Origin of the sequence: Enterobacter sp. T2 (assembly GCF_010692925.1) — a bacterium.
Lineage (GTDB): Bacteria > Pseudomonadota > Gammaproteobacteria > Enterobacterales > Enterobacteriaceae > Enterobacter > Enterobacter kobei.
This window is the reverse complement of the sequence record NZ_CP048736.1, coordinates 4462010-4482095: the sequence shown is the minus strand read 5'-3', so window position 1 is coordinate 4482095 and position 20086 is coordinate 4462010. Positions and strand designations below refer to the sequence as shown.

Annotated in this window: 15 protein-coding genes; 10 read left to right on the top strand and 5 right to left on the bottom strand. The window is 57.2% G+C overall.

The genetic code is table 11. The features are described from left to right. A complete protein-coding gene (locus G0034_RS21500) occupies positions 1-558 on the bottom strand; it encodes a DcrB family lipoprotein (RefSeq protein ID WP_023309515.1) in 558 nt (185 codons plus the stop codon). 72 nt (positions 559-630) lie between these two features. Continuing rightward, positions 631-1296: a 7-cyano-7-deazaguanine/7-aminomethyl-7-deazaguanine transporter gene (locus G0034_RS21495; RefSeq protein WP_014885561.1), complete on the bottom strand. Its 666-nt coding sequence runs from the start codon at positions 1294-1296 to the stop codon at positions 631-633. 167 nt (positions 1297-1463) lie between these two features. Between G0034_RS21495 and tusA the strand changes: the two genes are divergently transcribed. Then, a complete protein-coding gene (gene tusA, locus G0034_RS21490; protein ID WP_014885560.1) occupies positions 1464-1706 on the top strand; it encodes a sulfurtransferase TusA in 243 nt (80 codons plus the stop codon). Positions 1707-1806: 100 nt separating this feature from the next. Here the strand turns inward: tusA and yhgN are convergent, their stop codons facing one another. Next, positions 1807-2400 carry an NAAT family transporter YhgN gene (gene yhgN / locus G0034_RS21485; protein WP_003861574.1) on the bottom strand — a complete coding sequence of 198 codons (594 nt, stop codon included), beginning with the start codon at positions 2398-2400 and terminating at the stop codon, positions 1807-1809. A 177-nt stretch (positions 2401-2577) separates the two neighbouring features. On the opposite strand from yhgN, the gene asd reads away from it, so the two are divergent. The 6 genes from asd to glgP all read left to right on the top strand — a co-directional run bounded on the left by asd (position 2578) and on the right by glgP (position 13280). Then, the gene (gene asd, locus G0034_RS21480; protein ID WP_023331502.1) at positions 2578-3681 is read left to right on the top strand and encodes an aspartate-semialdehyde dehydrogenase; all 1104 of its coding nucleotides are present in this window, start codon (positions 2578-2580) and stop codon (positions 3679-3681) included. A 230-nt stretch (positions 3682-3911) separates the two neighbouring features. Further along, positions 3912-6098, top strand: a complete 2187-nt coding sequence (gene glgB / locus G0034_RS21475; RefSeq protein ID WP_014885558.1) for a 1,4-alpha-glucan branching enzyme — start codon at positions 3912-3914, stop codon at positions 6096-6098. Further along, positions 6095-8068: a glycogen debranching protein GlgX gene (glgX, locus tag G0034_RS21470; protein WP_179121260.1), complete on the top strand. Its 1974-nt coding sequence runs from the start codon at positions 6095-6097 to the stop codon at positions 8066-8068. Before glgB ends, glgX begins: the two co-directional genes overlap by 4 nt. Positions 8069-8085: 17 nt before the next feature. Continuing rightward, positions 8086-9381, top strand: coding sequence for a glucose-1-phosphate adenylyltransferase (glgC, locus tag G0034_RS21465; RefSeq protein ID WP_023337914.1), 1296 nt, complete (start codon positions 8086-8088; stop codon positions 9379-9381). Then, a complete protein-coding gene (glgA, locus tag G0034_RS21460) occupies positions 9381-10814 on the top strand; it encodes a glycogen synthase GlgA (RefSeq protein ID WP_014885555.1) in 1434 nt (477 codons plus the stop codon). Before glgC ends, glgA begins: the two co-directional genes overlap by 1 nt. A gap of 18 nt (positions 10815-10832) precedes the next feature. After that, complete coding sequence (gene glgP, locus G0034_RS21455) at positions 10833-13280, top strand: glycogen phosphorylase (protein WP_014885554.1); 2448 nt, start codon at positions 10833-10835, stop codon at positions 13278-13280. Between the two features lie 87 nt (positions 13281-13367). Here glgP and glpD read toward each other — a convergent pair whose 3' ends face one another. Continuing rightward, complete coding sequence (gene glpD / locus G0034_RS21450; RefSeq protein ID WP_014885553.1) at positions 13368-14876, bottom strand: glycerol-3-phosphate dehydrogenase; 1509 nt, start codon at positions 14874-14876, stop codon at positions 13368-13370. A gap of 286 nt (positions 14877-15162) precedes the next feature. Between glpD and glpE the strand changes: the two genes are divergently transcribed. The 3 genes from glpE to G0034_RS21435 are packed head-to-tail and all read left to right on the top strand — an operon-like array spanning position 15163 to position 17148. Beyond that, positions 15163-15495 (top strand): thiosulfate sulfurtransferase GlpE, encoded by a 333-nt coding sequence (glpE, locus tag G0034_RS21445; protein ID WP_014885552.1) that lies wholly within the window; start codon positions 15163-15165, stop codon positions 15493-15495. Between the two features lie 47 nt (positions 15496-15542). Then, positions 15543-16373: a rhomboid family intramembrane serine protease GlpG gene (gene glpG / locus G0034_RS21440; protein WP_014885551.1), complete on the top strand. Its 831-nt coding sequence runs from the start codon at positions 15543-15545 to the stop codon at positions 16371-16373. 16 nt (positions 16374-16389) lie between these two features. Further along, a complete protein-coding gene (locus G0034_RS21435) occupies positions 16390-17148 on the top strand; it encodes a DeoR/GlpR family transcriptional regulator (RefSeq protein ID WP_014885550.1) in 759 nt (252 codons plus the stop codon). 82 nt (positions 17149-17230) lie between these two features. Here the strand turns inward: G0034_RS21435 and malT are convergent, their stop codons facing one another. Next, on the bottom strand, positions 17231-19936 hold the full coding sequence (malT, locus tag G0034_RS21430) for an HTH-type transcriptional regulator MalT (protein WP_014885549.1): 2706 nt from the start codon (positions 19934-19936) through the stop codon (positions 17231-17233). Positions 19937-20086 lie beyond the last annotated feature (150 nt).

The window sequence follows — 20086 nt, the reverse complement described above, 5'->3', positions numbered from 1 at the left end:
TTACTGGATCACGATGGTGTTAATGATGTTTTCAGCCGCCGTCTGCGCTTTCTGCTGATCTTCCGCTGGCAGGGTGATCTGCAGGGTCAGCAGTTTGTTATCCACCTTGCCCAGCACCACAGAAGAGTAAGCGGTCTGGCCTTTGGCAGAGATGATGCTGTCCAGCTGTTGCAGCGTGTGGCCTTTCAGCTCGATGGATTTATTGGTCACCACCTGCAGCTGCGGATCGCGGCCGCGCTGCTGATCTTCCAGACGTTTAGACAGGACGGCCAGGTCTTCGCTGGTATCGTCGCCCACAATCACAATGACCGCTTTCTGACCGGTTGCGTCGGAGTAAACGTGCATGTTGTTCGCCTGGGTACCCAGCTTGCCGCTCTGGTCAGTCATATCGGCTGGCAGAGAGAAACTGAGTTTGCCATCCATCAGATTCACCGGCTGGCCGGTCGCGTTGCTCTCTGCGGATGCGCCCTGAGCAGGCGTTTTCGTGTCGCTGTTATCACAGGCTGCAAGACCCACAACCAGCAGGCCAATCCCGACATATTTAACCAGATTGCGCATTGACTTCTTCCTTTCGATAAACGGCCATAACGGCTCATTCGTCCATCTTATCACAACTGATAAAGCGAACCCTTAACCAGCCTGCAATGCCGTGATTTCAGATTTATCTGCCAGCCTTTTCAGCAGCATATTCAGCAGCACGCCGTACATTGGCAGGAAGAAGACAATGCTGATGAGGACCTTGAAGCAGTAGTCCACCAGCGCAATTTCCATCCAGTGCTCGGCCATAAAGGCATCCGGGCTGCGCCAGAAAGCGATGAAGAAGAAGGCCAGCGTATCGCTCACGTTACCGAATAGCGTGGAGGCGGTAGGCGCCATCCACCAGCGATGGTTCTGGCGCAGACGGTTAAACACGTGCACGTCAAGGATCTGCCCCAGCGCGTAGGCCATAAAGCTTGCCGCGGCGATACGGGCGACAAACAGGTTGAAGTGCGTCAGCGCCTCAACGCCCTGCCAGCTTCCCATATAAAACAGGGACGACACCACGTATGAGATGAACAGCGCCGGAAGCATGACCGCAAAAATAATGCGGCGGGCCAGCGGTGCGCCAAAAATACGCACGGTCAAATCCGTGGCGAGGAAAATAAACGGAAAACTGAACGCGCCCCAGGTGGTATGAAAACCAAAGATGGAGATGGGGAGCTGCACCAGATAGTTACTGGACGTGATCACCAGTAAATGAAAAAGCGAAAGCCAGAACAACGCTTTAACGCGCTGTGATTCAGAGAACTGCGTCATATTGTGACCTTTTTATACGTTGGGGTGAGGGAACCCAATAAAAACCGCAGCATGATACTGCTTTGGCTGGACATTGCAATGGTTGATTTTTGCGCAATCGTTAACCTGGTTTGCATTGTCCGCCACCGGGCGTAAACTACAGCCGTTTTTACCAGACCGAGAAGACCATGACCGACCTGTTTTCCAGCCCAGACCATACCCTTGATGCTCAGGGCCTTCGCTGCCCGGAGCCGGTAATGATGGTACGCAAGACCGTGCGTAACATGCAGCCCGGTGAAACGCTGCTGATTATTGCAGACGACCCGGCCACGACCCGCGATATTCCCGGGTTTTGTACCTTTATGGAGCATGAGCTTGTGGCGCAGCAGACAGAAGCGCTGCCGTACCGGTATTTGATTCGTAAGGGGTAGGTGGTCCGCCGCTGCGGTCTGATGCCCTCACCCCGGCCTCTCCCACGGGGAGAGGGGGCAAACACTAAAAATGGCCACTGCGTGGCCATTTTGCTTTTACCTAGCCTTTCATCCACGCGCGGATCCCGTCCAGGAACATCTGCGTCGCCATCATCACCAGAATCAGCCCCATCAGGCGCTCCAGCGCGTTAACCCCTTTCTCCCCCAGCAGGCGCAAGAACAGCGACGATTGCAGCAGGATGATAAATGTCCCGCCCCAGGCGATAAGCAGGGCAATCACCAGGTGGCTCATTTGATTCGGATACTGATGTGACAGCAGCATCAGGGTGGCCAGAATGGTCGGCCCGGCGACGAGGGGAATCGCCAGCGGTACGATAAACGGCTCTTCGCCCGCGGGCAGGCCGCTGCTGCTCCCTTCGGCGCTCGGGAAAATCATCTTAATGGCAATCAGGAACAGAATAATCCCGCCGGAAATGGAGACCGTTTCTGCGCGCAGGTTCAGGAAGGCGAGGATCTTTTCTCCCGCAAACAGGAAGATAAACATCACCAGCAGGGCGATGAGCAGCTCGCGGATCATGATCGCCCGGCGGCGCTTCGGCTCAGTGTGCTTCAGCACCGACATGAAGATAGGCAGGTTGCCCAGTGGATCCATTATCAGGATCAATAAAACCGCTGCGGAAATGATTTCACTCATGTAAATTATCCCTGAACATCTCTATGGTTATTATGATAATTAGCTGTATTTCTGATTGCCGGGCAATCATCGATTAATTTCGCTTGCGACTTTGGCAGCATTTTGTAATGTGAAGCATATCCCAGTTCAATACTGGCTTGCACAATCAGCACACACCCTCAGCAGGAAAAAAATGCTATGAAAAACGTTGGTTTCATCGGCTGGCGCGGTATGGTCGGCTCTGTACTCATGCAACGCATGGTTGAAGAGCGCGATTTCGACGCTATCCGCCCGGTCTTCTTCTCCACTTCCCAGCTCGGCCAGGCTGCACCGTCCTTTGGTGGTACCACAGGCACGTTGCAGGATGCTTACGATCTGGAAGCGCTGAAGGCACTTGATATTATTGTGACCTGCCAGGGCGGCGATTATACCAACGAAATCTATCCAAAGCTGCGTGAAAGCGGCTGGCAGGGCTACTGGATTGACGCGGCCTCTTCGCTGCGCATGAAAGACGATGCCATCATTATTCTCGACCCGGTTAACCAGGGCGTGATCACCGATGGCCTGAACAACGGTGTGAAAACCTTTGTCGGTGGTAACTGCACCGTCAGCCTGATGCTGATGTCCCTTGGCGGCCTGTTTGCGCAGGATCTGGTTGAATGGGTTTCCGTGGCGACCTACCAGGCCGCGTCCGGCGGCGGCGCGCGTCATATGCGCGAGCTGCTGACCCAGATGGGCCAGCTGCACCACAGTGTCGCAACCGAGCTGGCAAACCCGGCATCCGCGATCCTCGATATCGAGCGTAAAGTCACCGATCTGACCCGCAGCGGCGCTCTGCCGGTGGATAACTTTGGCGTACCGCTGGCCGGTGGCCTGATCCCGTGGATCGACAAACAGCTGGATAACGGCCAGACTCGCGAAGAGTGGAAAGGTCAGGCTGAGACCAACAAAATCCTCAATACCGCGAACACCATTCCGGTTGACGGTCTGTGCGTGCGTATCGGCGCACTGCGCTGCCACAGCCAGGCCTTCACCATTAAACTGAAAAAAGATGTGTCTATTCCGACCGTGGAAGAGCTGCTGGCCGCGCACAACCCGTGGGCGAAAGTGGTACCAAACGATCGCGATATCACCATGCGTGAGCTGACCCCGGCTGCCGTCACCGGCACGCTGACCACGCCGGTTGGCCGTCTGCGTAAGCTGAACATGGGGCCGGAGTACCTCTCCGCGTTCACCGTCGGTGACCAGCTCCTGTGGGGCGCCGCCGAACCGCTGCGCCGCATGCTACGCCAGCTGGCGTAATAATTTGTTAATGACCGGGGGTGATTTTCACCCCCTTTTTTTGCGTACTACATGGAGTAACACGCGTATGTCTTATTTTTTATCAGGAGTCATGTAGAGCGTTGGCTATGCTTTAAGGAAGAGTCATTTCTTACCTGAGGTTAGGACGGGACTGAGTGGATGCCCGTCAGGTCACATTAAAGTCGTCCCAGGCGCTAAAAAAGGACGACATAAAAAACAGGATGAATACCATGTCCGATCGTGTGGATAGAGACGTGATTAATGCGCTTATTGCGGGTCATTTTGCCGACCCCTTTTCCGTGCTGGGGATGCACCGTACAGAGGCCGGGCTGGAAGTTCGGGCGTTGTTACCGGATGCGACCGAAGTGTGGGTCATCGAGCCCAAAACCGGCCGCAAGGTGGCCAATCTTGAATGCCTCGACTCGCGTGGCTTCTTCTCGGGCATCATGCCCCGTCGTAAAAACCCCTTTCGTTATCAACTCGCCGTTATCTGGCACGGCCAGCAAAACCTGATTGATGATCCTTACAGCTTCGGTCCGCTTTTAAAAGAGATGGACGCCTGGCTGCTGTCTGAAGGTACGCATCTGCGCCCTTATGAAACGCTGGGTGCTCATGCGGATACCATGGACGGCATCACCGGCACGCGTTTTGCGGTGTGGGCGCCTAACGCCCAGCGCGTCTCCGTTGTCGGGCAGTTCAACTACTGGGACGGTCGTCGCCATCCGATGCGTCTGCGCCGGGAGACGGGCATCTGGGAGCTGTTTATCCCGGGGGCGCATAACGGCCAGCTCTACAAATTCGAAATGATCGATGCTCACGGCAAGCTGCGCATTAAAGCCGACCCGTATGCTTTCGAGGCGCAGATGCGTCCGGACACGGCGTCGCTGATTTGCGGCCTGCCGGAGAAGGTGGTCCAGACGGAAGAGCGTAAACAGGCCAACCGCTTTGATGCGCCGATCTCCGTCTATGAAGTGCATCTCGGCTCCTGGCGCCGCCACACCGATAACAACTTCTGGCTGAGCTACCGGGAACTCGCCGACCAGCTGGTGCCGTACGCTAAATGGATGGGCTTTACCCACCTCGAACTGCTGCCGGTTAACGAGCATCCGTTCGACGGCAGCTGGGGCTACCAGCCAACCGGGCTGTATGCCCCAACACGCCGCTTCGGCACGCGCGATGACTTCCGCTATTTCATTAATGCCGCGCACGCCGCCGGGCTGAACGTGATCCTCGACTGGGTGCCTGGTCATTTCCCTTCTGATGACTTTGCGCTGGCAGAGTTTGACGGCACAAAACTGTACGAGCACAGCGATCCGCGCGAAGGCTATCACCAGGACTGGAACACGCTGATCTACAACTATGGTCGTCGTGAAGTCGCGAACTATCTGGTCGGCAATGCCCTGTACTGGATTGAGCGCTTCGGCATTGATGCCCTGCGCGTGGATGCGGTGGCGTCAATGATCTACCGCGACTACAGCCGCAAAGAGGGCGAGTGGATCCCGAACGAGTATGGCGGCCGCGAAAACCTGGAAGCGATTGAATTCCTGCGCAGCACTAACCGTATTATCGGTGAGCAGGTCGAGGGTGCGGTTACCATGGCGGAGGAGTCGACGGACTTTGCAGGCGTCTCCCGACCGCCGTCATCAGGCGGTCTGGGGTTCTGGTATAAGTGGAACCTGGGCTGGATGCACGACACGCTCGACTACATGAAGCTCGACCCGGTGTACCGTCAGTACCATCACGACAAGCTCACCTTCGGCCTACTCTACAACTACACCGAAAACTTCATGCTGCCGCTGTCGCACGATGAAGTGGTGCACGGCAAAAAATCCATTCTCGACCGTATGCCGGGTGATGCGTGGCAGAAATTTGCCAACCTGCGCGCCTACTACGGCTGGATGTTTGCCTTCCCGGGTAAAAAACTGCTGTTTATGGGCAATGAATTTGCCCAGGGGCGCGAGTGGAACCACGACTCCAGTCTCGACTGGCATTTGCTGGAAGGCGGCGACAACTGGCACCACGGCGTGCAGCGTCTGGTGCGTGACCTGAACCTGACCTATCGCCATCACAAAGCCCTCCACGAGCTGGATTTCGACCCCTACGGCTTCGAGTGGCTGGTAGTGGACGACCATGAGCGTTCGGTATTTGTCTTTGTGCGTCGTGATAAAGCAGGCAACGAAATCATCGTCGCCAGTAACTTCACGCCGGTACCGCGCGAACACTACCGCTTTGGCATTAACCAGCCGGGGAAATGGCGCGAAATTCTGAATACCGATTCCATGCACTACCACGGCAGCAACGCCGGTAACGGCGGGCTGGTGCAGAGCGACGCCATCGAAAGCCACGGGCGGCCAAACTCCCTGAGCCTGACGCTGCCGCCGCTTGGCACCATCTGGCTGATGCGGGAGGGTGAATGACGCAGCTTACGGCAGGTCATCCCGAACCGCTCGGCGCGCGTTTTGACGGTAAGGGCGTGAACTTCACGCTCTTTTCCGCTCACGCGGAGCGGGTGGAACTTTGTGTGTTTGACGGGGAAGGTAACGAGCACCGTTACGATTTACCGTCTCGCACAGGGGATATCTGGCACGGGTACCTGTCCGGCGGGCGTCCGGGGATGCATTACGGTTTTCGCGTACACGGTCCGTGGCAACCGGCTCAGGGGCACTGGTTTAACCCGGCGAAGCTGTTGATTGACCCGTGCGCGCACCGCGTCGATGGCGAGTTTAAAGACGACCCGCTGTTTCACGTCGGCTACGGTGAGCCCGACCACCGCGACAGCGCGCCGGTCGTGCCCAAAAGCGTGGTGGTGAACGACCTCTACGACTGGGAAGACGATGCTCCGCCGCGCACGCCGTGGGGCAACACCGTAATTTATGAAGCGCATGTCAAAGGGCTGACCTGGCTGCACCCGTCGATCCCCAAAGAGATGCGCGGCACCTATCAGGCACTTGGCCATCCGACGATGATTGCCTATCTGAAACACCTCGGCATCACCGCGCTGGAACTGCTCCCCGTCGCCCATTTCGCCAATGAACCCCGTCTGCAGCGGCTGGGGCTGAGCAACTACTGGGGCTACAATCCGCTGGCGATGTTCGCCCTTGAACCCCGCTACGCCGCCCATCCGGAGACGGCGCGGGACGAGTTTCGTGATGCGGTGAAGGCGCTGCACGCGGCGGGCATTGAGGTCATTCTGGACGTGGTGCTGAACCACAGCGCTGAAAGCGATCTCGACGGCCCGACGCTCTCCATGCGCGGAATTGATAACCGTAGCTATTATTGGATCAGAGAGGATGGCGATTACGAGAACTGGACCGGCTGCGGTAACACCCTCAACCTCAGCCATCCGGCGGTCACGCATTTTGCTTATGAATGCCTGAAATACTGGGTTGAGACGTTCCACGTCGACGGTTTTCGTTTCGACCTGGCGCCCGTCATGGGACGCACGCCGGCATTCAGCCAGCAGGCTCCTCTGTTTGAGGCCATCAAAAATTGCCCGGTGCTCTCGCAGGTGAAACTGATCGCCGAGCCGTGGGACATCGGTGAGGGCGGCTATCAGGTGGGGAATTTCCCGCCGCTGTTTGCCGAGTGGAACGACCATTATCGCGATGCCATGCGCCGCTTCTGGCTGGCGCGCGATCTGTCACTGGGGGAGTTCGCCGGGCGCTTTGCCGCCTCCAGCGATCTCTTCAGGCGCGACGGCAAACGGCCGTCGGCCACCATTAATCTGGTGACGGCGCACGACGGTTTTACGCTGCGCGACTGCGTTTGTTTCAATCAGAAACACAATGAAGCGAACGGCGAAGAGAATCGCGATGGCACTAACAATAACCATAGCTTTAATCATGGTATAGAAGGATTAGGCGGGAGCCTGGACGTGATTGAGCGGCGTCGCGCCAGCGTTCATGCGCTGCTGACGACGCTTTTGTTATCGCAGGGCACGCCGATGCTGCTGGCGGGCGATGAGCAGGGCCACAGTCAGCACGGCAACAATAACGCCTATTGCCAGGACAATACCCTGACCTGGCTCGACTGGGGTGAGGCGAACAGTGGACTGACCCATTTCACCGCAGCGCTGATCCACCTTCGCCAGCAGATCCCCGCGCTCACCGCCGATCGCTGGTGGGAAGAGGGCGACGGCAACGTTCGCTGGCTGAATAAAGACGCGCAACCGTTGAGTGCGCAAGAGTGGCAACACGGCATCACCTGTCTGCAAATCCTGCTGTCGGATAAGTGGCTGGTGACGCTGAACGCGACGGATGACGTCGCAGAGATTGTTTTACCTGACGGGGAATGGCGCGCTGTTCCCCCCTTTGCCGGAGCGGATAATCCGGTAGTAATGGCTGTCTGGCACGGGCCTGCGCACGGAGTGTGCGTATTCCAAAGATGATAAAAAAGGAGTTAGTCATGGTTAGATTAGAGAAGAACGATCCCTTAATGTTGGCACGCCAGCTACCATTAAAAACGGTTGCCCTGATACTTGCGGGCGGGCGTGGTACCCGTCTGAAAGATTTGACCATCAAGCGCGCCAAGCCGGCCGTTCACTTTGGTGGTAAGTTCCGCATCATCGACTTTGCGCTCTCCAACTGCCTGAACTCAGGCATTCGCCGTATTGGCGTCATTACGCAGTATCAGTCGCACACGCTGGTTCAGCATATTCAGCGCGGCTGGTCATTCTTCAGTGAAGAGATGAACGAGTTTGTCGATCTCCTTCCTGCTCAGCAACGTGTTCACGGCGAGAACTGGTATCGCGGGACGGCGGATGCGGTGACGCAGAACCTCGACATCATTCGTCGCTATAACGCGGAATACATTGTGATCCTCGCCGGGGATCACATCTACAAGCAAGATTACTCCCACATGCTCATCGACCACGTCGAAAAAGGGGCGCGCTGCACCGTGGCGTGTCTGCCGGTGCCCGTTGCCGAGGCGACGGCATTTGGCGTGATGCACGTGGACGCCGACGATAAAATCATCGACTTCGTCGAAAAACCGGCGAACCCGCCAACCATGCCGGGCGATGACACCAAATCCCTCGCCAGCATGGGGATCTATGTCTTTGATGCAGATTATCTTTATGAGCTGCTGGAAGACGACGACAAAGACGAAAACTCCAGCCACGACTTTGGTAAAGACATCATCCCGAAAATCACCAAAGCTGGCATGGCGTATGCACATCCTTTCCCGCTGTCCTGCGTGCAGTCAGACCCGAATGCCGAGCCTTACTGGCGCGATGTGGGCACGCTGGAAGCGTACTGGAAAGCGAACCTCGATCTGGCCTCAGTCACGCCTGAGCTGGATATGTACGACCAGAACTGGCCGATTCGTACCCACATGGAATCCTTGCCGCCGGCCAAATTCGTGCAGGACCGCTCCGGCAGCCACGGTATGACGCTGAACTCGCTGGTCTCTGGCGGGTGCATTATCTCCGGTTCGGTGGTGGTGCAGTCCGTGCTGTTCCCGCGCGTGCGGATAAATTCATTCTGTAATATCGATTCGGCGGTCTTATTGCCGGATGTCTGGGTAGGGCGTTCGTGTCGTCTGCGTCGTTGCGTGATCGACCGCGCCTGCGTCATCCCTGAGGGGATGGTCATCGGTGAAAACGCGGAAGAAGACGCGCGTCGTTTCTACCGTTCGGAAGAGGGGATCGTGTTAGTCACACGGGAAATGTTGCGGAAGCTGCAGATCAAACAGGAGCGATGATGCAGGTTTTACACGTATGTTCTGAGATGTTCCCGTTGTTAAAAACGGGCGGTCTGGCGGATGTTCTTGGTGCATTACCGGCGGCACAAATCGCCGGAGGCGTGGATACCCGAGTCCTGCTGCCTGCCTTCCCGGATATCCGGCGCGGCATTCCTGATGCAAAGGTTGTGACCCGCCGTGAGACGTTTGCCGGACGCATCACCCTGCTGTTTGGACATTACAATGGCGTAGGGATTTACCTGATCGACGCGCCACACTTATACGACCGACCGGGCAGCCCGTATCATGATACGAACCTGTTCGCCTATACCGACAACGTGCTGCGCTTTGCGCTGCTCGGCTGGGTCGGGGCAGAAATGGCGACGGGGCTTGATCCGTTCTGGCGTCCGGATGTGGTGCACGCGCACGACTGGCATGCCGGGCTGGCTCCGGCGTATCTCGCCGCGCGCGGTCACCCGGCAAAATCGGTCTTTACGGTGCATAACCTCGCCTATCAGGGGATGTACTACGCGCATCATATGAATGACATCGATCTGCCATGGTCGTTCTTTAACATGCACGGGCTGGAGTTTAAGGGGCAGATTTCGTTCCTGAAGGCGGGGCTGTACTACGCCGATCACATCACGGCGGTCAGCCCAACCTATGCGCGAGAAATCACCCAGCCGGAGTTTGGCTACGGCATGGAAGGGCTACTGCAACAGCGCCATCGGGAAGGCCGCCTGTCGGGCATTCTGAACGGCGTGGATGAACAGATCTGGAGTCCGGAAACCGATCTCTTGCTGGCGGCACGCTATGGTCGCGATTCCGTGGAAGACAAAGCGGAAAACAAACGCCAGCTGCAGATTGCAATGGGGCTGAAGGTCAACGACAAAGTGCCGCTCTTCGCGGTGGTGAGCCGCCTGACCAGCCAGAAAGGGCTGGACCTGGTGCTGGAGGCGCTGCCCGGCTTGCTCGAGCAGGGCGGACAGCTGGCGCTGCTCGGCGCAGGCGACCCGGTGCTGCAGGAAGGTTTCCTCGCGGCGGCAGCGGAACATCCGGGGCAGGTGGGCGTGCAGATTGGTTACCACGAGGCATTTTCGCACCGCATTATGGGCGGCGCAGACGTCATTCTGGTGCCAAGCCGCTTCGAGCCCTGCGGCCTGACGCAGCTCTATGGCCTGAAATACGGCACCCTGCCGCTGGTACGCCGTACGGGCGGGCTGGCGGATACGGTGTCCGATAGCTCACTGGAAAACCTGGCGGACGGTATCGCCAGCGGGTTTGTTTTTGAAGACAGTAATGCCTGGTCGCTGCTTCGGGCGATTCGGCGTGCTTTCGTCTTGTGGTCCCGTCCGTCGCTGTGGCGTTACGTACAACGTCAGGCGATGTCCATGGACTTTAGCTGGCACGTTGCGGCGCAGTCGTACCGCGATCTTTATCAACGCTTGATGTAACGAGGCGAAGTTACTGATATGAATGCTCCATTTAGCTACTCTTCACCCACGCTCAGCGTTGAGGCGTTAAAGCACTCCATCGCCTATAAGCTGATGTTCACCATCGGGAAAGATCCGGTCATCGCCAACAAACACGAGTGGCTGAACGCCACTCTGTTTGCGGTGCGCGACCGTTTAGTTGAACGCTGGCTGCGATCAAACCGCGCCCAGCTCTCGCAGGAAACGCGTCAGGTTTACTACCTGTCGATGGAATTTTTGATTGGCCGCACGCTCTCCAACGCGCTGCTGTCGCTCGGCATTTACGACGACGTTAAAACCGCCCTCGAAGAGATGGGGCTGGATTTAGAAGAGCTGATTGACGAAGAGAACGACCCGGGCCTCGGCAACGGCGGCCTGGGGCGTCTTGCCGCCTGCTTCCTCGACTCGCTGGCGACCCTGGCGCTGCCGGGACGCGGTTACGGCATTCGCTACGACTACGGCATGTTCAAGCAGAACATCGTCGACGGGCGTCAGAAAGAGTCGCCGGACTACTGGCTGGAGTATGGCAACCCGTGGGAGTTCAAGCGTCACAATACCCGCTACAAGGTGCGCTTTGGCGGGCGTATTCAGCAGGAAGGTAAAAAATCCCGCTGGGTGGAGACCGAAGAGATCCTGGCCGTGGCCTACGACCAGATCATCCCCGGGTATGACACCGATGCCACCAACACGCTGCGCCTGTGGAGCGCCCAGGCCAGTAGCGAGATTAACCTCGGTAAATTCAATCAGGGTGACTATTTCGCCGCGGTGGAAGATAAAAACCACTCTGAAAACGTGTCCCGCGTCCTCTATCCGGATGACTCAACCTACTCCGGCCGCGAGCTGCGCCTGCGCCAGGAGTATTTCCTCGTCTCGGCGACGATTCAGGATATCCTCAGCCGCCATCACCAGCTGCACAAAACCTACGCCAATCTGGCGGAGAAAACCGCGATTCACCTCAACGACACGCACCCGGTGCTCTCTATTCCAGAGCTGATGCGTTTGCTTATCGACGAGCATAAGTTCAGCTGGGATGAGGCATTCGAAGTGACCTGCCAGGTGTTCTCGTACACCAACCACACGCTGATGAGCGAAGCGCTGGAAACCTGGCCGGTGGATATGCTCGGCAAAATCCTGCCGCGCCATCTGCAGATTATCTTCGAGATTAACGACTACTTCCTCAAGACGCTGCAGGAGCAGTATCCGAACGATACCGGCCTGCTGAGCCGGGCGTCGATCATTGATGAATCCAACGGTCGTCGCGTACGCATGGCCTGGCTGGCGGTAGTGATCAGCCACAAGGTAAACGGCGTGTCTGAGCTCCACTCAAACCTGATGGTGCAGTCGCTGTTTGCGGATTTCGCGAAGATCTTCCCGACGCGTTTCTGCAACGTGACCAACGGCGTCACGCCGCGTCGCTGGCTGGCGCTGGCGAACCAGCCGCTTTCTGACGTGCTGGATCAGAACATTGGCCGCACCTGGCGCACCGACCTGAGCCAGCTGAGCGAGCTGGAACAGCACATTGATTTCCCGACGGTGAACAAAGCCGTGCGCGAAGCCAAGCTGCTGAACAAAAAGCGTTTGTCGGTTTACCTTGCGCTGCATCTGAACGTGGTCGCCAACCCGAAAGCGTTGTTTGACGTGCAGATCAAACGTATTCACGAGTACAAGCGTCAGCTGATGAACGTGCTGCATGTGATTACCCACTACAACCGGATTAAGGCCGACCCGACGGCCGAGTGGGTGCCGCGCGTGAAAATCTTCGCCGGTAAAGCCGCTTCCGCCTATTACATGGCGAAGCACATTATCCATCTCATCAACGATGTGGCGAAGGTCGTCAACCTGGATCCGGATATTGGCGACAAGCTGAAGGTGGTGTTCATCCCGAACTACAGCGTAAGCCTGGCGCAGCTGATCATCCCGGCGGCGGATCTCTCTGAGCAGATTTCGACGGCGGGTACGGAAGCCTCCGGGACCAGTAACATGAAGTTTGCCCTCAACGGTGCGCTGACCATTGGCACCCTGGACGGGGCGAACGTTGAGATGCTGGAGCACGTAGGGGCTGAGAACATCTTTATCTTCGGGAACACCACGGAAGAAGTGGAGGCGCTGCGCAGAAAAGGCTACTCGCCGCGTGAGTTCTATGAAAAAGATGAAGAGTTACGTCAGGTACTGACGCAGATCGCGACCGGTGTATTCAGCCCGGACGAGCCGGGCCGCTATCGCGATCTGGTGGATTCGCTGATTAACTTTGGCGATCACTACCAGGTGCTGGCGGATTATCGCAGCTACGTGGACTGTCAGGATAAGGTGGACGAACTGTACCGTCAGCAGGAGAAGTGGACCAGTGCTGCGATGCATAACATCGCCAATATGGGGTATTTCTCGTCCGACAGGACCATTAAGGAGTATGCCGAGACGATCTGGCATATTGATCCGGTTAGGCTGTAAAAACAAAGCCCGGTGGCGCTGCGCTTACCGGGCCTACGGGATCGAGTAGGCCGGGAAAGGCGGAGCCGCCACCCGGCTTTTTTTCAATTACGACGCTAACGACAGCTCACGCTTTCCCGCATGCTGCTGCAGCCACTGCGCCACACGCGACTGCTGTTCGGCATTCAGCCACATCCCTTCTTTGGTACGGCGCCAGATGGCGTCGTCCAGGCGGCGAACCCACTCGTGCTCGACCAGGTAACGCAGCTCGGCTTCGTACAGCTCGTGACCGAAATGCTCGCCCAGATCCGCAATGTCCTTCGCATCACCGAGGAACAGCTCGGTATTGCTGCCGTAGGTGCGGGCGTAGTGGCGCGCCATGCCTTCGGTAATGAACGGGAAGCGACGGCGCAGCTTCGCGGCATAATCGTCGCGGTTGTCGCCGATATCACCACCGGGCAGTACCGCGCCTTTGGTCCATGCCGGGCCAATGCCCTTATAGTACGGGGCCAGTTTTTCCAGCGCGTGCTCCGCCAGCTTGCGGTAGGTGGTGAGCTTGCCGCCAAACACCGACAGCAGCGGCGCCTGGCCGTCTACGTCGTGAATATCGAGCGTATAGTCGCGGGTGATGGCCTGCGGTGAGTCAGACTCGTCATCGCACAGCGGACGCACGCCGGAGTAAGTCCAGACCACGTCATCGCGGGACAGCTGTTTCTTAAAGTGTGCGTTATACACTTTAAGGAGGTAGTTCACTTCGCTCTCGTCGATCTCAACGTTTTTCGGATCCCCTTTGTACTCCACGTCGGTGGTGCCGATGATCGAGAATTCGTCCATCCACGGGATCACAAACACGATGCGCTTATCTTCGTTCTGCAGAATGTACGCTTGTTTTTGCGTGTGTACGCGCGGCACCACAATATGGCTGCCCTTGATCAGGCGGATGCCGTACGGCGAAGGCAGATGCATGCCGTCGTCGAAGAACTGCTTCACCCACGGACCGGTGGCGTTCACCAGACCGCGCGCTTTCCAGCTGAATTTCTCGCCGGTATCAATGTCTTCTGCTTCGACGATCCACAGGCCGTTTTCACGACGCGCGGCGGTAGCGCGGGTACGGGTTTTCACCTCTCCACCTTTCTTCTCCACCATCTGCGCATTCGCCAGCACCAGACGTGCATCGTCCACCCAGCAGTCGGAATATTCGAAACCGCGCACGATTTCAGGCTTCAGGACCGATTCTGAGCCAAAACGCAAACCGTTCGAACCCGGCAGGCTGGTGCGTTTACCCAGATGATCGTACATAAACAGACCAATTCGGATCATCCACGCCGGACGCAGGTGCGGGCGATGGGGCAGACGGAAACGCATCGGGATCGCCAGATGCGGCGCCATTTTTAGCAGCACTTCACGTTCGGCCAGCGCTTCACTGACCAGGCGGAATTCGTAGTGTTCCAGGTAGCGCAGGCCACCGTGGATCAGCTTGGAGCTGGCGGACGACGTCGCGCAGGCGAGATCGTTAGCTTCCAGCATCAGCACGGATAAACCGCGTCCTGCGGCATCGACCGCAATACCGGCACCGTTGATGCCACCGCCTATCACAATCAGATCTTTGGTTTCCATAACACCCTCATGCACTTTCGTTAAAGCTCAAAAATGTTCGATATCGCTCATAATAGCAAAGGAACGCGCTTTTGGTAACATCAAAAAAACAATTTAGAGTGATATGGATAACATAATGGCGTTTACCCGCCGCCAGGACGTACACTACGGGGTAAAATAGTGCGGTCTGATGCCCTCACCCCAGCCCTCTCCCACGGGGAGAGGGGGATCCGTTTCCCTCTCCCTCCGGGAGAGGGTAGGGTGAGGGGGAAAACCGCACCACACCCGAATATAAGATGAGAACACCATGGATCAGTTTGAATGTATTAACGTAGAAGAAGCCCATCAGAAGATGCACCAGGGAACGGCGGTGCTGGTGGATATCCGCGATCCGCAGAGTTTTGCGATGGGCCATACGCCGGGCGCGTTCCATCTCACCAATGACACGCTGGGCGCGTTTATGCGCGATAACGACTTCGATACGCCGGTGATGGTGATGTGTTACCACGGCAACAGCAGCAAAGGCGCGGCGCAGTATCTGCTTCAGCAGGGCTACGACGCGGTGTACAGCGTCGACGGCGGCTTCGATGCCTGGCATCGTCATTTCCCGGCAGAAGTGGAATACGCCTTTGAGCGCTAATCCCGCTATACTGTTCCCTTTTGTGTGGAAATAAGCGACCGCTGCCCATGTTGATGATCACCTCTTTTACCAATCCGCGCGTCGCCCAGGCGTTTGTCGACTATATGGCAACGCAGGGCGTTATTCTGACCATTCAGCAACATACGCAGACCGATGTCTGGCTGGCCGATGAGAGCCAGGCCGGGCGGGTAAACGAGGAGCTGGCGCGTTTTCTTGAGAATCCTGGCGACCCGCGCTATCTGGCGGCAAGCTGGCAATCCGGCCAGACGGGCAGCGGATTGCATTACAGTCGTTTCCCTTTTCTTGCCACTATTCGCGAGCGCGCAGGGCCGTTTACGCTGCTGCTGATGGCCGCCTGTATTATCGTCTTCATTATCATGAACGTGGTGGGCGACCAGAGCGTGATGATCGCCCTGGCGTGGCCGTACGACCCCTCTCTGGAGTTTGACGTCTGGCGCTACTTCACCCATGCGCTGATGCACTTCTCAGTGATGCATATTCTCTTCAACCTGCTGTGGTGGTGGTATCTCGGCGGGATTGTCGAGAAGCGACTCGGCAGCGGTAAGCTGATCGTGATCACCGTGATTAGCGCCCTGTTGAGCGGCTACGTGCAGCATAAATTCAGCGGCCCGTGGTTCGGTGGGCTGTCGGGCGTCGTCTACGCCCTGATGGGCTATGTCTGGCTTCGCGGAGAGCGCGACCCGGAAAGCGGCATCTATTTACAACGCGGATTAATAGCCTTTGCGTTAATATGGCTAATTGCCGGATGGTTTGATCTGTTTGGTATGTCTATCGCCAATGGTGCGCACGTCACCGGCCTGGCGGTCGGGCTGGCAATGGCGCTTGCCGACACGCTCCATGCGCGAAAACGAACATAATTCTCAGGGATAATTGATGAAACAAACACAACGTCATGACGCCATTATCGAACTGGTCAAAAAACAGGGATACGTCAGCACCGAAGAGCTCGTCGAGCAGTTTGCCGTCAGCCCGCAAACGATCCGTCGTGACCTGAACGATCTGGCCGATCAGAACCGTATTTTGCGCCACCACGGCGGGGCGGCGCTGCCGTCCAGCTCGGTCAACACCTCCTGGCATGACCGTAAAGCCACGCAGACGGCGGAAAAAGAACGCATAGCCCGTAAAGTGGCGAGCCAAATCCCAAACGGGGCGACGCTGTTTATTGACATCGGTACCACGCCGGAAGCGGTTGCTCACGCGCTGCTGGATCACGAGAACCTGCGCGTGGTCACTAACAACCTGAACGTCGCCAACACTCTGATGCAGAAAGACGATTTCCGGATCATCCTCGCCGGTGGAGAACTGCGCAGCCGCGACGGGGGCATTATCGGTGAAGCGACCCTCGACTTTATCTCTCAATTCCGCCTCGACTTCGGCATTCTGGGGATCAGCGGTATCGACAGCGACGGCTCGCTGCTGGAGTTTGATTACCACGAGGTGCGCACCAAGCGCGCGATTATTGAAAATTCACGCCACGTGATGCTGGTGGTGGATCATTCGAAGTTTGGCCGTAACGCGATGGTGAACATGGGCAGCATCAGCATTGTGGATGCGGTCTACACCGACGCGATGCCGCCAGCGGGCGTGATGCAGGTGATTAAAGATAATAATTTGCAGTTAGAATTGTGCTAGGAATTGTGTCGGGTGGCGCTGCGCTTACCCGACCTACGAAACCCCGTAGGCCCGTGCAAGCGTAGCGCCGCCGGGCAAGGAATCACACTCCGTACCCCATCATCTTCAAGAGCTGCTGCGCATGCTGTACCGCATCCTGACGATGCGCCACACCCAGCTTCTGATACAGATTACGAATGTGCGTTTTGATGGTGGTCGCCGCCACCGCCAGCTCACCGGCAATCTGCTCGTTGCTGTAGCCGGAATAGATCAGCCCCAGCACCTGCCATTCCCGCTGGGTGAGCGGGCTGGTGCGAATAAGCTCCGGCACTTCCGGATGGTTCAGCAGACGCTCAACGAAGTTCTCATCAAAATGCGCAAATTTGTGGCGATGATGCTGGTTAATCTCGCGCAGAATACGCTGAGCACGATGCTGATCCAGCTCAGGCAGGGTATTCAGCTGAATCAGCTGGCGCAGCTGTTGCGCCATCACTTCACCTTCAATCACAAAGTGGCTGATAAACCCGGTACGGTTCGCCAGCTGCAGCGCTTCCAGCAGCACGCGCTGGGCGTCATTTTTGCGTCCCGCCTGCCAGTAAAGCTGGTTAAGCAGCAGCAGGTTGCGGTTCAGATCGCTCATCAGGCGCAGGCTACGGGCGTTTTCGTTTAACTCTTCCAGTACGATCTCGGCAGGCTCGAAGTCACCCAGCAGGATCTGCACGCGGGCGATGTTGCGCCACTGGCTTTGCAGGAAGTGGTTATTGGCAAACTCTGGTTTTGGCGTATGACGCAGCCAGTTGGCGGCGGATTTTTTATCCCCCGTCATCTGCCAGTAAATCACCCGGACCTTATCGGCGTTTGACACCCAGTCGCTGTGGTACTGGCCGTTGCCGAGCAGGTTTTCCAGACGGTTAAGGTGATTGCGGGCGTTATCAAGATCGCCGCGCGCCAGCGAGCACTGCACCAGCAGCGCCAGGCACTGCAACTGCTGCTGCGGCTGGAAGCCAGAGAGCACGTTCACACCCTGACGGGCGCAGCTTTCTGCTTCATCGAGGCGTGACCATGCCCACAGCAGCTGAGCGCGAATGCGCAACAGGAACTCGTGCATCGGCAGCTGTTCCAGATGCTGTTCACGAATCAGCTGGAACGCTTTTTCCTGATTTTCCCAGGCAGCCTGCAGGAACCCCTGAGCGAATAAAATTTCACTTTGCTGAATCAGACTCCACAGGGCGTAGTGCCACACATCATGGCGGCGCGCCATCTGCTCGGTTTGCTGCATCAGGGAAAGGGAGCGCGTCAGCTCGCCCTTGCAGTGCAGTACTTCCCCGTGTACCGAGGTCGCCACGATGCGGCTGTAGAAATTAGCCAGCGGCAGTTCATCCAGCGCGACCATCGCCAGCCGTTCCGCTTCATCCGGGTCGCCGTCGTTAATTGCGACCTGCGCCCGCAGGGCGTTAAATTCGCCGTGCAGGGTGGTATCCATTTCACTTTCCATCTCCTGCTCGGCACGCGCCAGCAGGGTATTGACCTCACTGTAGCGGTGCTGGCTTTGCATCAGCCAGGCCTGCAGCAGAACCAGACGCGGGTTCTCCAGCAGGCTCTCCCACGGCAGGGCTTTCAGCGACTCTTCCAGCAGCGTCAGTTCGCTGTGGTTAAACAGCCCCCACGCGTGGTTGAGCAGAATATCGCGCAGCATACTGGCGTCACCGGCAGCCAGCGCGTGGTGAATGGCCTCGCTCGGGAAGCCTTGCGCCATCCAGCTTTCAGCGGCGGCGCGATGGATTTCCGGCAGTTCTGTGGCAAGCTCCCACTGACAGCGCTGGCGCAGGAAGCTACCAAACAAGGGATGGTAGCTGAACCACTCGCCGGGATCGTCCATGCGTGTCAGGAACAGGCCCTGACGTTCAATCTCTTCCAGCTGTAACTGGCCGTTTTCACAGCCGGTAACGCGCACGATCAGCGCGTCGTTCATCGAACGCAGCAGGGAGCTTTTCAGCAGGAAATGACGGGTTGAAGGATCAACGCTGTCCAGCACCTCGTCCACCAGATAATCAGAGAGATGGCTGGCGTTGATACCGGCCAGACGCCGTGCCGACTGGTGTGTCGGGCTGTTGTTTTGCCGCGCAGAGAGGGCAATCAGCTGCAACGCCGTGGCCCAGCCCGCGACGTCATCGCACAGGCGGCTGCTTTCAGCGGCCTCAATCGGCGAGGTCAGGCGGCAGTCGAAGAACTGTTTCGCTTCCTGATGGGTAAAGGCCAACTGCTGGCTGCCAATCTCCAGCAGCTGATCGCGCACGCGCAGGTTGGCAATGCCCAGCTGCGGCAGGTTGCGCGACAGCACCACCAGGGTCAGGTTTTCCGGTTGATGGCGCAGGAAGAAACGCATCGACTCGTGGATAACCGGATTTGAAATCAGATGATAATCATCAATCACCACATAAAGCGGACGATGCCATTCAGCCAGTTCAATGAACAGCTGAGAGAAAAGGGAGGACAGGCTGGCGTACTGGCGCTTTTGCACCATCACCTCACTGGCGACGCAGTGTCCATTCGTGGCCTGTTGAATGGCAGCAATCAGATAGCTGGCAAAACGCTCTTGCTGGTTATCGCCCTCATCAAGGGAGTACCAGCCAAGATCGCTCTTACCTGCGGCCCATTGCGAAATGAGCGTTGTTTTTCCATAACCTGCAGGGCTCGTAACCAGCGCCAGTCGGAAATTATGCGCGCCGGAAAGTTTAGCCAGCAGACGCTCGCGGACCACTGTATGGTCGAGACGAACCGGGCGACTTAATTTAGACGGAATCAACATAGGTTTCACTTCACTGTGGGGAACGAGAGATTTTATTTTTTTTGCGCTTCGTAATTAATAGCTATAAGGTCGGACAGATAGAGAACTATTGCAAGTTATGTCTGGATTTGGTGGCTCTGAATTTGCACTCTGTCACAAAACATTCAGGCA

Coding starts and splice junctions, on each gene's coding strand:
- glgX (WP_179121260.1), top strand. CDS start 6,095: ATGACGCAGCTTACGGCAGGTCATCCCGAACCGCTCGGCGCGCGTTTT.
- G0034_RS21495 (WP_014885561.1), bottom strand. CDS start 1,296: ATGACGCAGTTCTCTGAATCACAGCGCGTTAAAGCGTTGTTCTGGCTT.
- tusA (WP_014885560.1), top strand. CDS start 1,464: ATGACCGACCTGTTTTCCAGCCCAGACCATACCCTTGATGCTCAGGGC.
- G0034_RS21435 (WP_014885550.1), top strand. CDS start 16,390: ATGAAACAAACACAACGTCATGACGCCATTATCGAACTGGTCAAAAAA.
- yhgN (WP_003861574.1), bottom strand. CDS start 2,400: ATGAGTGAAATCATTTCCGCAGCGGTTTTATTGATCCTGATAATGGAT.
- glpE (WP_014885552.1), top strand. CDS start 15,163: ATGGATCAGTTTGAATGTATTAACGTAGAAGAAGCCCATCAGAAGATG.
- glpD (WP_014885553.1), bottom strand. CDS start 14,876: ATGGAAACCAAAGATCTGATTGTGATAGGCGGTGGCATCAACGGTGCC.
- glgC (WP_023337914.1), top strand. CDS start 8,086: ATGGTTAGATTAGAGAAGAACGATCCCTTAATGTTGGCACGCCAGCTA.
- asd (WP_023331502.1), top strand. CDS start 2,578: ATGAAAAACGTTGGTTTCATCGGCTGGCGCGGTATGGTCGGCTCTGTA.
- glgB (WP_014885558.1), top strand. CDS start 3,912: ATGTCCGATCGTGTGGATAGAGACGTGATTAATGCGCTTATTGCGGGT.
- G0034_RS21500 (WP_023309515.1), bottom strand. CDS start 558: ATGCGCAATCTGGTTAAATATGTCGGGATTGGCCTGCTGGTTGTGGGT.
- glgA (WP_014885555.1), top strand. CDS start 9,381: ATGCAGGTTTTACACGTATGTTCTGAGATGTTCCCGTTGTTAAAAACG.
- malT (WP_014885549.1), bottom strand. CDS start 19,936: ATGTTGATTCCGTCTAAATTAAGTCGCCCGGTTCGTCTCGACCATACA.
- glpG (WP_014885551.1), top strand. CDS start 15,543: ATGTTGATGATCACCTCTTTTACCAATCCGCGCGTCGCCCAGGCGTTT.
- glgP (WP_014885554.1), top strand. CDS start 10,833: ATGAATGCTCCATTTAGCTACTCTTCACCCACGCTCAGCGTTGAGGCG.